17 protein-coding genes and 2 pseudogenes are annotated in these 16,275 nt (G+C 36.0%); 1 reads left to right on the forward strand and 18 read right to left on the reverse strand.

Features of this window, described 5'->3' with window-relative positions; translation table 11 throughout:
• Positions 1-103: 103 nt before the first annotated feature.
• Positions 104-1,111, forward strand: a complete 1,008-nt coding sequence (locus tag DXD06_RS13290; protein WP_147343635.1) for a transposase — start codon at positions 104-106, stop codon at positions 1,109-1,111.
• 258 nt (positions 1,112-1,369) lie between these two features.
• Here the strand turns inward: DXD06_RS13290 and DXD06_RS17160 are convergent, their stop codons facing one another.
• From DXD06_RS17160 to DXD06_RS13385, 18 genes and pseudogenes are all read right to left on the reverse strand, one after another.
• Positions 1,370-1,534: a hypothetical protein gene (locus tag DXD06_RS17160; protein WP_158569544.1), complete on the reverse strand. Its 165-nt coding sequence runs from the start codon at positions 1,532-1,534 to the stop codon at positions 1,370-1,372.
• A gap of 41 nt (positions 1,535-1,575) precedes the next feature.
• On the reverse strand, positions 1,576-2,241 hold the full coding sequence (locus tag DXD06_RS13305; RefSeq protein ID WP_147343636.1) for a hypothetical protein: 666 nt from the start codon (positions 2,239-2,241) through the stop codon (positions 1,576-1,578).
• A gap of 62 nt (positions 2,242-2,303) precedes the next feature.
• Positions 2,304-2,705 (reverse strand): hypothetical protein, encoded by a 402-nt coding sequence (locus DXD06_RS13310; protein ID WP_117832424.1) that lies wholly within the window; start codon positions 2,703-2,705, stop codon positions 2,304-2,306.
• A 192-nt stretch (positions 2,706-2,897) separates the two neighbouring features.
• A complete protein-coding gene (gene glmM / locus DXD06_RS13315) occupies positions 2,898-4,244 on the reverse strand; it encodes a phosphoglucosamine mutase (protein WP_117832426.1) in 1,347 nt (448 codons plus the stop codon).
• 108 nt (positions 4,245-4,352) lie between these two features.
• Positions 4,353-5,336, reverse strand: a complete 984-nt coding sequence (locus DXD06_RS13320) for a hypothetical protein (RefSeq protein WP_117832428.1) — start codon at positions 5,334-5,336, stop codon at positions 4,353-4,355.
• Position 5,337: 1 nt separating this feature from the next.
• Entirely contained in the window at positions 5,338-5,769 is a 432-nt protein-coding gene (locus tag DXD06_RS13325; protein ID WP_117832430.1) for a Panacea domain-containing protein, read from the reverse strand.
• Positions 5,770-5,914: 145 nt separating this feature from the next.
• On the reverse strand, positions 5,915-6,493 hold the full coding sequence (locus tag DXD06_RS13330) for a hypothetical protein (protein WP_117832432.1): 579 nt from the start codon (positions 6,491-6,493) through the stop codon (positions 5,915-5,917).
• Positions 6,480-7,442 (reverse strand): hypothetical protein, encoded by a 963-nt coding sequence (locus tag DXD06_RS13335; protein ID WP_117832434.1) that lies wholly within the window; start codon positions 7,440-7,442, stop codon positions 6,480-6,482. The genes DXD06_RS13330 and DXD06_RS13335 overlap by 14 nt, the downstream gene beginning before the upstream one ends.
• The gene (locus tag DXD06_RS13340; RefSeq protein ID WP_117832436.1) at positions 7,435-7,644 is read right to left on the reverse strand and encodes a hypothetical protein; all 210 of its coding nucleotides are present in this window, start codon (positions 7,642-7,644) and stop codon (positions 7,435-7,437) included. The genes DXD06_RS13335 and DXD06_RS13340 overlap by 8 nt, the downstream gene beginning before the upstream one ends.
• A 187-nt stretch (positions 7,645-7,831) precedes the next feature.
• Positions 7,832-8,416, reverse strand: a pseudogene (locus DXD06_RS18025) (hypothetical protein); the annotation flags it as partial.
• A 45-nt stretch (positions 8,417-8,461) separates the two neighbouring features.
• Positions 8,462-9,232, reverse strand: a complete 771-nt coding sequence (locus DXD06_RS13350; protein ID WP_117832438.1) for a hypothetical protein — start codon at positions 9,230-9,232, stop codon at positions 8,462-8,464.
• 112 nt (positions 9,233-9,344) lie between these two features.
• Entirely contained in the window at positions 9,345-9,581 is a 237-nt protein-coding gene (locus DXD06_RS13355) for a hypothetical protein (protein WP_117832441.1), read from the reverse strand.
• A gap of 43 nt (positions 9,582-9,624) precedes the next feature.
• Positions 9,625-10,602 (reverse strand): acyltransferase family protein, encoded by a 978-nt coding sequence (locus tag DXD06_RS13360; RefSeq protein WP_117832443.1) that lies wholly within the window; start codon positions 10,600-10,602, stop codon positions 9,625-9,627.
• 11 nt (positions 10,603-10,613) lie between these two features.
• Complete coding sequence (gene glf, locus DXD06_RS13365) at positions 10,614-11,729, reverse strand: UDP-galactopyranose mutase (RefSeq protein ID WP_117832445.1); 1,116 nt, start codon at positions 11,727-11,729, stop codon at positions 10,614-10,616.
• Positions 11,730-11,810: 81 nt separating this feature from the next.
• Positions 11,811-12,424: pseudogene (locus DXD06_RS18030) on the reverse strand (phosphoglucosamine mutase); the annotation flags it as partial.
• Between the two features lie 150 nt (positions 12,425-12,574).
• On the reverse strand, positions 12,575-13,663 hold the full coding sequence (locus DXD06_RS13375; RefSeq protein WP_117832447.1) for an acyltransferase family protein: 1,089 nt from the start codon (positions 13,661-13,663) through the stop codon (positions 12,575-12,577).
• A 15-nt stretch (positions 13,664-13,678) separates the two neighbouring features.
• Positions 13,679-15,211 carry a glycosyltransferase gene (locus DXD06_RS13380; RefSeq protein WP_117832449.1) on the reverse strand — a complete coding sequence of 511 codons (1,533 nt, stop codon included), beginning with the start codon at positions 15,209-15,211 and terminating at the stop codon, positions 13,679-13,681.
• A gap of 3 nt (positions 15,212-15,214) precedes the next feature.
• Positions 15,215-16,267 (reverse strand): glycosyltransferase family 2 protein, encoded by a 1,053-nt coding sequence (locus DXD06_RS13385; RefSeq protein ID WP_055067987.1) that lies wholly within the window; start codon positions 16,265-16,267, stop codon positions 15,215-15,217.
• Positions 16,268-16,275: the final 8 nt, after the last annotated feature.

Genomic DNA, 16,275 nt, shown 5'->3' on the forward strand with positions numbered 1-16,275 from the left:
ATGTGCAATCTCCTCTTTTATAAAGGGAATTGATTTCTCCCTAATAAAACTAAGAAAGCACATTTTTATTATAAACTATTATCCATCGAATGTAAAAGAAAAATTGAATTCTATCATCTTATCCATGGCTGAACATCACTGGCTCTTTTCCAAAAATCCTGGCCACGATTTTACACGCCAGCATCTTGGGAAACTATCTTTTTATGATACCATGCGTCTGATCATAAGCATGGGGAAAGGCAGCACGAATGATGAGATCATGGATTACTTTGACCTGGACCCTGACCTTATCCCTTCACAGTCTGCTTTCTGCCAGCGCCGCAGACAGATTTCCCTCTCTGCTTTTGAATACCTTTTTTCGAAATTCTCATCTTCTTTTCCATCCACTACGGACAAATTCAAAGACCATTGTATTCTCGCCTGCGATGGGTGCCACATTGTCTATGCTACCAATTCTGATATTATCGAGGACTATAATAAGCCCCGGCTTATCGACTATAAAGGTTACAACCACATGCACTTAAATGGTTTTGTTGATGTTATCAGCAAAGCCTTCCTTGATGTCGTCATACAGCCCGGACAGCAGCCGGATGAGCGTGAAGCGCTCCACTCCATGCTGGATCATTTCACACCCGATGATCCGCAAAAATATATTATAACTGCAGACCGCGGTTACGAATCCTATGATCTCCTGTTCCACTGTGAGCTCAAAAACCTGGGTTACGTTTTCCGTGTAAAATCACCATCTTCCCCAAAAAGCATTCTTTCTTATTATGCATCTGAGCTTCCGGATGATCTTGAAGAATTTGATGTTACGATAAAGCGCTTTTTTACGGATAAAGCCACAAATATTATGAAAAGCCAGTCAGATGTTTACCGCTACATCAATCCCAGTAAAAATACCCCTCATTTTTATGAGCTTCTCAGGAAAAACCACAGTCATCTTTATTTCCTGCAGTTTCGCGTTGTTAAGATCAAAACAGCCGGAATTTCTAAAACAGGAAATCTATTCCCGCCTGATTCTGTACAATTTCGGCATTTTTATCGCAAACGAAGCGGCAGAAGAAAACCGGAAAAAGAAACGGGATGGCAGCAACAAGTATCTCTATGAACTTGACTTTTCTTCAGCATTAAAAACAGCCAGAAAGTTCTTCATGCGCAGGGATTCCGGCAGGCACATCGATATTATCCGGCTGATGATGAAATATGTCCACGCAGTGAAAGACAGATTCCGGCAGTTTCAACGGCCTCTCCGTGGAATCAGCGCAATTCATTTTGGATATCGGTAAGTTCTGCAACTGAATATCCTTCTTTTGGGCAGATGGACGGCATCTGTCTTTTTGGCATACCTGTTTTTGGCTTTTCGAGTTTAAAATATCGGATATTTGACAACAACTGAGCTATCGAACAAAACTTCGAACAACTGGCTTAATGGCATTGCCCCTTGTTTCATAGTACCAAAGACATCTTCATTAAGTAATGTCATGACATTTGTTATTATTGTTTTAACTTCATCTTCTGTAAATCTACTCATATTTTTTTCCCATCCCTTTATATTAACCATTAATCTTGTTATCAACAAATATCATACCAATAAAAATCTGTATCTTCATTACAAATCTTCTTCACAAATAATTTCAAATAACAATTAATCATAAAAAGAAATGTCTCACAGAAAACAACAAATATAATTGTATGTAAGATTCCATCCCACTTACACCAAAACATAATCAATGATGCAATTATTGACTCTACAGAAATAATAACTATTTCAATAAAATCACTTAAAAGTTCAAACGAAAACCAGCACTTATATGCAATCCAAGCTACTAATATTGTTAATAACGCAAATCCAATATTATAAGGGAAAGGTTGAAAAGATAATGTAGTAATCATTGTTCCATTTACAATTAATAATAGACTTTCTGTTGTTCCATCATCACATTTTTCTGCAACAACCACAAATAAATAAACTAAAGTTAATATTAATGTAGAAATACCAATGTTGCTATCTTGTTGATTCGAATATAATAAACTCCACATTATAGTTAACCCCATTACATAAACAATAGTTGTCAGCACTTTTCTTCTTCGTAATTCCGGAATTACTATTTTAGTCTTATATAAATCACATCTAAAAAAGAACCCAAGAATAATACCTCCACCTAACAACCAATACTTCGAAAGAAAATCTATAAACAAATTAACAATTTCTGCAATCATTTGATCTATAATCTGCATAATGTCACCTCTATAGATATTATAAACCATCTTATCTATTTTAACTATATTAATTCTGATATTCATATGCATTCATATGCATCCTCAAACCTTACAGCACCATTAATTCTTTTCACTTCATCCATACACTTTACCTGTAGCTTCTTTAGTTCCTCTTCATTCACTCCATGACTATATGCAATCACATGAGACAATTTGGATATTTCCACAGCCAGCCTATACATCGCACGAGCCATTCGGTTCTCGCTGTCTTTCACTGTGAAATGCATCACTGAGGAAATAGTGGAAAGCATATAGTTTTCGATTTTCTCTGATGTCAGATAACCGATATAAAACTTCAATGCATGATTCATAAATTCATTTCTTGATTTCACATCTGCCTGCTCTAACAAGCCATCCATCTGTTCCAGTAAGTCTTCCTCAATATAAAATCCCTTCCTTACTTTTCCCTTGTCCTCCATCATTGCTACCTCCCACAAAAATAAAAGCAGCAAATCTTTTCGGATTTACATAATACTCTCGCTCATATTCTTTATCAAGTGGTTTTCACGCAAATGACAATTCGCGTTTTAATTTCTCAAAAGCATAACATGGCAAAAAATATATAACAAACAAGCCGGCACACCAGTGCTGGCTCCCCTTACCATCTCACTATTCTACTCCACCGCAAGCCCTTCCTCCCGGATCACCTGCACCATCTCATCCACATACTTTGCGCACAACTCATCACTCTGTGCCTCAACCATCACACGGATCACCGGCTCCGTACCGCTCTCACGCAGAAGGATTCTTCCATCCTCACCCAAAGCGGTGCTGATCCGATCCTTCTCCGCCTGCACACGCGCATTGCCGGTAACCGCAGCCTTGTCCTCAACCTTCACATTCTTCAAAAGCTGTGGGTACATCTGCATCCCCTTACACAGTGTGCCGAGGCTCTGCTTCTTCTCCAGGATCACCTCCATCAGCATCAATGCCGTAAGGATTCCATCTCCGGTCGTCGCATGCTTACTGAAAATGATATGTCCGGACTGCTCTCCGCCGAGCACATATCCGTTGGCAACCATCGCCTCATTGACATACTTATCGCCAACCGTGGTCACACATACCTCGATGCCCTCCCGCTTCATCGCTTTGAACAATCCCATGTTGGACATGATCGTGGCAACCACCGTATTATTCTGCAGGCGGCCACATTCCTTCAGATACTTTCCACAGACATACAGGATATAATCCCCGTGTACTTCCATGCCGTTCTCATCCACGGCAATACACCGGTCAGCATCTCCATCAAACGCAAATCCGCAATCCAGATTCTTCTCCCGGACAAGTCTCTGCAGATTCTCGATATGTGTTGATCCACATCCCATATTGATGTTGGTACCGTCCGGCTCATTGCCAACCACATATGTTTTGGCACCAAGCGCATCAAACACACTCTTTGCAATATTAAACGTACTTCCGTTGGAACAATCCAGTCCCACGCGCATCCCATCGTAAGATCTGGTAGCCAGAGAAATCAGATAGCCGATGTAACGGTTCCGTCCGATTGCATAATCCCGCGCCACACCAACCTTGTCACGCAATGCAAAAGGTAATTCTCCCATCTCACCATCTATGTATTTCTCCAGTGCAGCTTCCACCTCTGCCGAAATCTTGTGTCCGTTTCCATCCATGACCTTGATTCCATTGTCATAATACGGATTGTGACTGGCAGAAACCATAATGCCACAGTCGAAATTTTCTGTACGGACTACATATGCCACACTTGGCGTGGTGGTAACATGCAGCAAGAATGCATCTGCTCCGGATGCCGTAATACCGGCAACCAGCGCATACTCAAACATGTAGCTGCTGCGACGCGTGTCCTTTCCGATAATGATCCGTCCCCTGTGATTCTGGTTGTAATACCAGCCCAGATAACGTCCAATTTTATATGCATGATCCGCGGTTAATACTTTGTTGGCTTCACCGCGAAAGCCGTCTGTTCCGAAATATTTTCCCATTGTGATTCTCTTTTCTCGTATATTCTGTCATGTAAATAAAGGTATATATATCAACATCTGATAAACATTTTTATTGTAAATATTATGGAGAAAATTTATTGTTACTTTTTATTTTCCCTTAATTACGCCTGTAGCAATTGCAAGTCTCCATCCTGCAACTATAATCAATACACAAAGAATTATTGTTCCAAGTATTGATGACACCATAGTATTTTTTACGCAAATATCTACAAACCAGATATTAATTTCTTCCCGTTGCATAAAGTATAACCACAAACAAATTAAAAGTAATGACACCAAAAGTAAATCACTCCACCAGACAATTGGATATTTCTGAAATATAGTTGCATCAGGATCATCTGTAGATTTAAAATTTAAATGCGTCATTTTTCCAACACAAAATAGAAATACATAGATTAAATTAAAAATGCACAATCCCCAAATTAAACCAGAAGCAATAATTTTCAGCAATGGAATTCCAGATACAGAAAAAATATTATCCAATGAACTAATTCCACCAAAAATCAAAAAAGCTAATGCTGTAAATATGCTAACCATCGTTAAAAGCTGTGCATTCATTTCTTTTGTCATATTCTCTTTAAAGTCAGCAATATGAGATTGAAATTTTTCGTTATACTCATCATCTGTTTGTTTTAAAACTTTATACTGCTGATTTGCAAGATTCACATGATCCCATATTTTTATAATAGCTTTTTTTGTATCATCAATACTCTTCTTGCTTTGTCCAGACTTTAAAGCCGCTTTTTTAGCTGCAATCACATCTGAATCACTCGCATAGGAAAGTAATGCATCTAAATTAGATTGCAAAGTTCCTATTACATCCCCATCCTGCCCATTCTCGTATGAAGAATAAATATGATTGCTAATAGGGGAATATAAAATTCTATCATACTGCAATATATAATAATGCAATGCATCAAATGTTTGCTCTTTTTCAAACTGATTTTGTTTCACCATCATTTTTTGAAATACACTTTCTATGGCGATTTGCATCTTTTGTGTTTTCTCATCTTGATCTGAAATTTTTTCACTATCAGTTCCTTGGGTATGATCTATAACTATAACTGGCATATTACTCCTCCCCAAAATACCTTTTTATACTTTCAGGTGTAATCACGTTGTCCATATATGGTCGATACGCATTACGCCATGGATCTTGATTATGTGTAATTTCTACCAGACGTGAAGCAGAATATTGTGAACACTCATCTATAATACCATTCATCAGCTCTCTGTCTCTTGAAGAAATTCTTACCCCACACCCCATACGCACATATGGAATATTCGCACTTCCATATACTTTATACCTATGATACACTTCCGGAACAACAGGTCCAAAATCCCAAGCCTGAATATTTTCAGGGAAACATACTCTGCCCGTACATACCAAAAACTCCGCCTGAACAAAATATAAAATTTTCTGTAGCTTAAGATTGCTAATTGTATATCCTGTTTCATTGCATCGTTTAATAATATATTTTGAAACATCTAATGCACTATACATACATTTTCCCCCTTAAATTTTAATTCAAGTCCTTAAATATGTCGAACTTTTGTTCGATAAGAATATCACATAAAGTATTATTTTGCAACCATTTTATTCTCCTACCTATGTATTATTTATAGAATTCCCATTCACAGTCGGACATTTATGCAACAATTATCATGAATACAAATAAACCAAATAGTAAAATTAATGAATTTCTCAAGCACTCATAGGCTGTATAAATATAATTGCTTCTTACAACGTTAGACAGCCTATTTAGAATAATGTTTTTTCTATATTGTTGCCGTAACTTATCTTCCGTATCATCAATTTTATATATCATAATATCTGTCAAAAATACCTTTGCCGAAGCCAAACCTGCAATGACCATGTACCAAATAGCCACAATACTCATACACGCTATCAGTCCTCTTACAGGCATAAAATTAATTGTTGAAAATATCATTAACATCTTGTCTATCAATCCTAAAATTAATGTAACCGAAACTGTGATTGCCAATGTCATTGATTTAGCTTTATCCTCTAGTTTTCCTTTTGCGACAAAAACCTCTTCGTACATGACTTTAAGTTTCTTTATATCAGGCTGTTTTACAACATCTCTATACTCATTTTTTGTTTTTTCGTCAAAACCGTCTATATTTAACATACTCTTTTGACGTTCGCGTATTTTTGTCTCACATTTTATGTTACTTAAGTATGGACATATACTATCTAATCTCATTCTTTACTTTCTCCATCAAAAGAGAATCAACAATTGCCCTATTAATTTTTATACTTGCTGTAGTTTGAAGCCATCCCCATTCACCTGTAGGATTCACTTCTATAAAATACAATCTATTATCGCTTTCAATCAAATCAATTCCTCCAAATTCCAACTTCAATATGTTCATCAGCTGACAAAGCAATTGCTCCGTTTCCTTTGGAATTCGGCACGGAATATATTGCAAAGCTTCTTTATCCAATCGCCTCCAATCACCATCAATTCCTTTCTTATTACTCAAAATTTTAACCGGATAAATCTTTCCAGATATATATGTAACCCGTATATCGACTTTGTTTCCCAAATATTCCTGAATAAATACAGGAGCCAATGACAAATCACTCTCCATAATTTCTCTTCCCGTCAAAACCGTAGAATACATGAACATTTCTGTATCCTTTTCATTAAAAATGGCTGTGTCAATTGACTTTACAATATATTTTTTATTCTCTATTAATTTTGGGCATACATTACTAGCCACTGTTTTGGGAATACATAATCCAATCTCTGCCGCTTTAGCCAATTGATACATTTTATTTTCTGCCCTATAAGTGTAAACAGGATTATTAATCCAATTAACTTTATCAAAGATTATCAAATTCCGAATAAATGCATTCCATTGACTTTTATAAACCTGCTCGTCCAAAGAGCACTTTTTATTTAATGTTCTAAGAAAGACAGGCGCTCTAAAATATATCGCATTACAATATTTGTTTTTAAATGTATACACTTTGTTCCCAATTTCCATCTGCATAATAAGATTATCAATGTTTAATGATATATTAAACAACCGAAATTGATCACGATTCAATCTAAAATATGGAATCTTTCTATTTTCCAGTTCAATACATATCAAATCTGTAGAATAATCTATACTACTTGACACTATTAAAACTCGTATATTATTCACCCTTCTGATCTTCTCCTGTTTCTCTATCTTCTTTTTTTGTCATAGGACGTATCGCAGAATCGCTCAACATCATAGCTTTCTGTGATGAGCGCATTACCCAATATCCCTTATCCATTATATATTCACATGTATCTTCCAACGTTTTAAATTGCGGTTCTAAATATTTGTACGCTTTTTCAATTAAAATGTGTCTCTTTCCCATACTTTTCACACCTCCATAATGAATTATAGCATTTTTCTTAATACACTGTTCCAAAATAATTTCCCATTGTTATTCTCTTTTCTCGCGTATTCTATAGTGTAAAGCCAAATTCTGCAAACACTGTTCACACTTTGTCTGTTTTTTATTTACTATTTGTAAAGGGGGTCTGACCCCTTTTAGACTTTTACAGAATCACCTCCATCAGCATCAATGCCGTAAGGATTCCATCTCTGGTCGTCGCATGCTTACTAAAAATGATATGTCCGGACTGCTCTCCGCCGAGCACATATCCGTTGGCAACCATCGCCTCATTGACATACTTATCGCCGACCGTGGTCACACATACCTCAATGCCATCGCGCTTCATTGCTTTGAACAATCCCATGTTGGACATGATCGTGGCAAGCACCGTATTATTCTGCAGACGGCCGCATTCCTTCAGATACTTCCCACAGACATACAGGATATAATCCCCGTGCACTTCCATACCGTTCTCATCCACGGCAATACACCGATCCACATCCCATATTGATGTTGGTACCGTCCGGCTCATTGCCAACCACATATGTTTTGGTACCAAGCGCATCAAACACACTCTTTGCAATATTAAACGTACTTCCGTTGGAATAATCCATCCCACGCGCATCCCATCGTAAGATCGGTAGACAGGGAAATCACGGACTACATATGCCACACTTGACGTAGTGGTAATATGCAGCAAAAATGCATCTGCTCCGGATGCCGTAATATCGGCAAACAGTACCCCATTAAAAAAGTTTATATTTTTTTAATGGGGTCAGACCCCTCTTATTTTCTATCAATCATTCTCGTATTCTTCCATCAGAAGATTGTTAATAATCTTCAACGCCAGTCTAATGGTTCCGCTATTAATATTTTCACCTAAAGTTTTATACTCTTCCACATTGTTTTTTATTGTGGCATGACTGATTTCATTTCTCAGATACGTCAACCAATCCACAGTTTTCCTTCGATTGTCAACAACAAACGTCAAATCCTCCCCATAATCAGCCTGATGATTTTGAAGATACGTTGTTACCTTTTTTTGAGTCGATTCATTCTCCGAAGAATAATACAATCGCCATATTTTTTCCTTTATATAATCATACAAAGACAGGAATGTCACAATCTCGTTTTTATTTTGCAGCATGGCAAGCACAAGTTGCAATTCCACCTCAGCATTTTTAACGAAATTATCTCTAACAATACTCTCGTATACGGCATCTGCATGCAAGCTAATTCTCACATCAACTGGTGAATTTTTTATATATATCTTATTGTCCGCCAATTTATCATTTTCACCAATTATCTTCGTTCTAACGATCTCAGGGCATTCAATATGACCTTGGATCTCTAATAAAATATTGAAGAAGATCCCATATACCGCATTATCAATCTGCTCTTGATTATCAAAATACAATATATTCTCCTTCAAGACAACTTCTAATATTTTGAAATCGTCCTCCAATCGAATTTGCGATATATAGGGATTATCTATGTCTACATACCCTGCTTCACCATTTATAACTACTCCACTCAGCCCATTCAGTTTGTAACGCAATATTGTCATTTTTCTATCTCCATTTTCTTTGAGATTTAATCATTTTCCCCGCTACTTCTTATCCATCTTCCAGCTTCTTATACTTGAAACACCTCAACCCTATCCTCTTTTTCAGTATACCTCATTTTTCAGGAAGTTCACAATTAATTCTAGTCTTCAATTTTGTTAAAACTTGTTTTCTTTTATCATAGGGACACCGTTCTAATTCTTCAACTATTGTCCGAAGGCTCTCCCTCCACTCTTTTCGTTCCTGTGTAATATAATTTAATTTTGACGATTTCCGAAATGTAAAATATGAAACTATTATACCTATAAACGAAACAATTGCCGATAATTCCAAAATAATTTGAAGATCCATTTAATTTTATCTCCTTCCTCCACGTTTATCAATTTTGCAAAAACTACCTCTCACCACACAAAATCCGCAATCCCTTCACCTTCATCAACACATATCTAATCACCCAAAACGCTCCCACCAAGTCCAAAACCGTATTCCCAGCTACAATCACAACCGGACTTGTACAAGCCAGCAATTGCACCAGAACCATCCTCGAAGCCCCAAGAAAATAACCATCCAGCAGATATAACTGCAACGAATATTTCCCAACATCTGCCAAACACAATCCCAGTTTCGTATTGCAGATCTTTGCAGCAAACACCAGGCAGACAAAAATTCCAACAAAACTAATCAAAAACTCCGGGATAAAATTCCATCCATTCCGATACCATAGTACAAAAATTCCACCCCAGAAAATCGTCCCTGTCAAAAGCACCGCCATATTTTTTATCACTTTCTTCATGCAGGCCAAATAATCGAAATGAATTTGAATCAAAAAACCAGCATAAAAAAACACAAAAAACCTGCACAGGGAATCCACTTTGCAAACATCAAATGAAATCTGTAACACATTGAGAACAACAGCGGCAATTCCAACAATCACCTGCAGCCATACATGTTTCTTCACATATGGCAGAATTCCTCCCCACAAGATACACATGAGAAACAAAACATACAAAAACCAGTATTCCCCACCATAGAATAACATCTTGATCATACTTTCCCGGATTCCGCATGGTCGGTTCACGAATTTTGATAACACCAAGCGGCAGCACATATCAAATAAATTAAATATGACATAAGGCACTAACAATCTTTTTATTTTTTTCTGAAACATATCTACATATGTACTTTTCCGGTGAAAACAAAATCCCGCCACAATAAAGAAAAGTGGCATATGCACCGCACTGATAAATGCTACCAGTCCTCTGCACCATGCCACATTTTCTAAATTGATCGGATATACGATCACAGCATGTCCCAGAAAAACCATTATAATTGCAATGCCTCTTAGAATATCAATTTCTCTGTAATGCTTCATATCCTAAACTTTTACCCCAATTCTTTCTCACACAATCCCAGTGCCGATGCAATAACAGCATCCATATCATAATACTTGTACTCACCCAGACGTCCGCCAAAAATCACGTTCTTCTCGTCTTCTGCAAGTTTCTTATATTCCTGATACAGCTTGCCATTTTTCTCATCATTGACCGGATAATATGGCTCATCCCCTACTTTCCATTCGGAACTGTACTCCCGGCTGATGGCAGTCTTAGGAATGTCATTTCCTTCATCATCCTTACCAAACTCAAACCACTTGTGCTCAATAATTCTGGTCCACGGGGTTTCACGATCCGTATAGTTGACCGCAGCATTTCCCTGAAAATTCGGAGTATCCAGCACTTCGGTATCAAAACGTACTGAACGGTATTCCAGTGCACCAAGTTTATAATCAAAATATGCATCAATGGCACCTGTATATACCACTTTCTCTGCCAGTTTATCCAGCTCATCCTTATTTTCAAGATAATCTGTATTCAGGCGAACTTCAATCCCATCAAGCATATTTGCAACCATCTTTGTATATCCACCAACCGGAATTCCCTGATACAGTGCATTAAAATAATTGTTATCAAATGTCAGCCGAACCGGCAGCCGCTTGATAATAAAGGAAGGAAGATCTTTGCAATCACGTCCCCACTGTTTCTCGGTATATCCCTTGATCAGTTTTTCATAGATATCTTTGCCAACCAGAGAAATTGCCTGTTCCTCCAGATTCTTTGGCTCTGTGATACCGGCTTCTTTCCGCTGCTCCTCAATCTTTGCAGCTGCTTCCTGTGGCGTAATCACATTCCACATCTTGTTAAACGTATACATGTTAAATGGCAGAGAGTACAGTTCTCCCTTGTAATTTGCCACCGGTGAATTTGTAAAACGGTTGAACTCCGCAAACTTTGTCACATACTCCCATACTTCTTTGTTGTTTGTATGGAAAATATGTGCTCCATACTTATGTACATGAATTTTCTCTATGTCCTCCGTATACACATTTCCCGCAATATTCGGTCGCTTGTCAATGACAAGAACCTTCTTTCCTGCATCTGTTGCCTGTCTTGCAAAGACAGATCCAAATAAACCAGCTCCAACAATTAAATAGTCGTACATTTTCCTTAGTTCCTTTCCAAATATTTTTTATCGCTCTCCAATGCAATCCTTGTTCCACTCATTAATCCATCCCTTCTCCGCCTGCACACGCGCATTGCCGGTAACCGCAGCCTTGTCCTCAACCTTCACATTCTTCAAAAGCTGTGGGTACATCTGCATCCCCTTACACAGTGTGCCGAGGCTCTGCTTCTTCTCCAGGATCACCTCCATCAGCATCAATGCCGTAAGGATTCCATCTCCGGTCGTCGCATGCTTACTGAAAATGATATGTCCGGACTGCTCTCCGCCGAGCACATATCCGTTGGCAACCATCGCCTCATTGACATACTTATCGCCGACCGTGGTCACACATACCTCAATGCCATCGCGCTTCATTGCTTTGAACAATCCCATGTTAGACATGATCGTGGCAACCACCGTATTATTCTGCAGACGGCCACATTCCTTCAGATACTTCCCACAGACATACAGGATATAACCCCCGTGCACTTCCATACCGTTCTCATCCACGGCAATACACCGGTCCGCATCCCATATTGATATTGATGTTGATACCGTCCGGCTCATTGCCAACCACATATGTTTTGGCACTAAGCGCATCAAACACGTTCTTTGCAATATTAAACGTACTTCCGTTGGAACAATCCAGCCCCCACGCGCATCCCATCGTAAGATCTGGTAGCCAGATAAATCACGGACTACATATGCCACACTTGGCGTAGTGGTAACATGCAGCAAAAATGCATCTGCTCCGGATACCATAATATCGGCAAACAGTACCCCATTTAAAAAGTTTATATTTTTTTAATGGGGTCAGACCCCTTTTATTCATTCACATAACAATATTACAATTTTTCAGGAGCAATTTCAAAATAGCCAAATAACTTTCGAATTCCATTGGAAATTATCTTAGATAACTTTTGTGACATAAATTTCTTATACCCGATAGCACATGCAATTATTGTAATAAATAACAAGCTATTCACAATTTTCCAATCGCTCGTTATTCTTGAGAACCAATTAAATAAACAAATAATTATTGCCTGATGAAAAATAAAAAACTCAAATTGTATTTTACCAAATAGCTCAAATATTCTGGCTGAGAAAATCCTACTAAGAATTCCTCTATTAAATGCAAACACAAAAACCGTAATACAAAACAAGAAAACAAATGATGCCCTCAACCAGGTTGCATTTTTCATGATACATAAAGCAATCGTCAATATTGTAATTATTATTTCTACCAAAGAATTTATAAAGAAACTACTAGATTGTAATTTCTCTTTTGTATACATAAACAATGGAACCAACAACATTCCCATAAAAAACTCTAAGCACCTAATAAGTGGAGAAGTGTGAATCACAAAATTCCAAACCATTCCAGGACATTTTATATTTACATATTCAATCAAATATCTTATTGCAGCAATCATAACAAATAAAACAATTGATTGCTTAATTTTTTGACAAAATGTAAGCAATAGAGGGGTCATAAAATAGCAAAAAATTAATGCAGAAAGAAACCATGATGCTCCATTATATGAAAAATAGACATCTTGATTCAAACTCCACGCTTGTAATAGTAATGCATTATCTAAAGCAATCAAAATATTTGACAGCTGTATACATCCATTTATAATAATTGTTCTTAAAAACATAATCAACAATACACAAAAATGCAGCGGCCAAAAACGTATAATTTTCTTAATTGCATACATAAATGAAGCCTTCCATGTTTTTGGCATACCTTTATAAAAATAATTATACCCAACCAAAAAACCAGAAGTAACAAACAATAATTCACATGTTCTTGCTCCCAAATCAACATTAGGATTTGGGATTGAACTATGCCACCAAAAAAGTAATAGCATAGCAATTACCTTTATCCCCCCAAGACTGCTAAGATGCTGCTGTGCAAAATTTTTCGATTTCAATTATCTAATCTCCTACTATATTCCTTTATTATTTAATAATTTCAATTTTTTAATTGCCTTATTTTCTTTTAATGCTTTTTCTTTTCTATGAAGTAATTTTCTTATAGCTCCATCCCATCCCCAATATAATAAAATAAAAAGAAGAAGATCTTGTTTACTTCCAAGCTTATTTATAACATACATTCCCTCAATAAATCCAAAATCACCTTTAATGTCTCTTTTAGCTTTTCTACAGTACTCTTTGGAAAATTCTCTTTTTATTTTTTCCAGAGCATATCTATGTGTGTGTACTTTAACTAAATGTAAATAATCAAGTTGATTTCTATTGGATACATTTTTCATAAATTTATCAAGATATTCAAAAATCGGAAAATGAACATATAATCGCTCATCATCTGCCGAGACATCTTGTCCAGGACGAGACATCCTATAATAATACAAATATTCCGGCACTGCTATAACTGATCTTGCTTTTGATGTTACTTCAATCTTAAACGGAAGATCATCAAATCGTTTGAGTTCTGTATAAAAATGAATCTTATTACGTTGAATCAAATCTTTACTATATATTCCTCTCCAAATAGCAACCCTTTGATATCCTATCAATTCATCAATCTTTGCTGGATCGCTCGTTCCCTCATTATATGGATAACTCAATGCATCAGGTACTTCAGCACTCAATCCTGTATTTTCATAATACTCTCGATATCCACAATATGCTATTTCATAAGTTCCTTCTAATGCCTTTGCCAATAATTTACGATACATATCCGGCTGAATAAAATCATCTGGATCAACAAATCCAATATATCTACCCTTTGCTCTTTCTAATCCATACTGTCTTGCAGAAGCACAACCTCCATTTTTTTTAGACAACAACTTTATTCTAGAATCTCTTTGTGCATATTTTTTTACAATATCAGCACAATTATCAGGTGATCCATCATCCACAAACAAAAATTCCACAAAATCTGTTTGCCATGTCGTTACTGTCTCTATACACTGTGGTAAATATTTTGCTATATTATACATAGGGAAAATAATACTTAATTCTATTGGATTTTCCTCATTTTTTTCCCAATTCAATACATCTTTCTTCCCAGCACCAACATAAGATATTATGTATATTTTTTTTGTATTTTCTCGAAACTTTTCCCATATATCAAAAGTATTAATGTAATTTCTATCATGCATTCCAATTAAATACTTTGCACTTAACTTAGATAATTTTTCTACAAATTCTTGATTTTTTACACCTTCATATAAGATAGCCAAATCTTCTTGTCCAAATTTATGATCATCAAATTCATTTTTACGCAAAAGAATAAATTGTCTTGGAATATAATATTGTGAATCATTTTCAATATTTTCTTTTTCCTTTTCAACAGCTTTAAACAAATGATCCGAAAGAGATAAAACAGTTAATTTTTCCAAACATACACCTATTAAAATATCTTGCATAATTTTTATTCCATGTTTAGATCCAATTATTAACAAAACTTCTTTAGGCGACTTCTGCAATTCCAAATATAATACCATATCATCCATATTTTATTTTCTCCTAATATTTTTCCCTATTTTTACCACTGCTTTTGTAATAAATTCTTTTCTATGATAATTACATATAACTTTATATAACGAAGACCTAAGTAATCTTAACAATATAATTTCTTTCCTACAAAGTTCACGCTGCTTAATAAAAATATTTATATATCTCTTTGGAACTGCTTTTAAATATAGATGTATTTTTTTAACCAATTCCCCATAATTTTCTTTTTTTGTTACAGCCATCGACCAAGTTGCAAATGTAAAAAACATACGCAAAATATAACTAATTTCATTTTCATTCCATTCATTTTCTATCGCATAAACCAATGTTTTTGAAAAAACAGGTATAATATCTAAACGACCAGCATCTGATGATGAAGTAATTTGATTTCCAGAATTAATCCGATAACAAAATCCAACATTTTCTACCATAATGCAACGTCTTGCCCAATAAAAAATATAAAAATGTGGAGCAACATCTTCCCATTTAACTCCTGTCGGAAAAGAAAATTCATATTTCTTCAAGAATTCCATACTCCATATACACCTATTCACGCTTGCTTCAAGTCCAAACATTTTAGGTGATTGTTGCGGATTTGTAACCATCGTATATTCAAAAATTCCCCTTAATTCTTCATTATCAGCAAATTCTGTAAATTTACAATTTGACATATCATATACAACAGGTGTCATAAAAACTATTTCTGGTTTTTCAACTTCTCTTTCTAATCTATCTAACACTAACTCTACTGTTCTTGGCAGTAACCAATCATCACTATCCAAAAATTCTATATATTCCGTATCGCAGTACTCCATTCCAGTATTCCTTGCAGCTCCCAATCCAGCATTTTCCTTATATACATAAAAAAATCTTTCTGGAAATTTTTCAGCATATTTTTGAGCTATTTCTCCGCTCTTATCCTTAGATCCATCATCAACCATTATCACCTTAAAATCATGATTTGATTGATTCACCAAACTATCCAAACACTGTTCCAAATACTGTTCAACATTATATATTGGAACAACTATTGTAAGTTTTAAATCATTATTCATATCACTTT

Origin of the sequence: Roseburia sp. TF10-5 (assembly GCF_003462365.1) — a bacterium.
GTDB lineage: Bacteria > Bacillota > Clostridia > Lachnospirales > Lachnospiraceae > Roseburia > Roseburia faecis.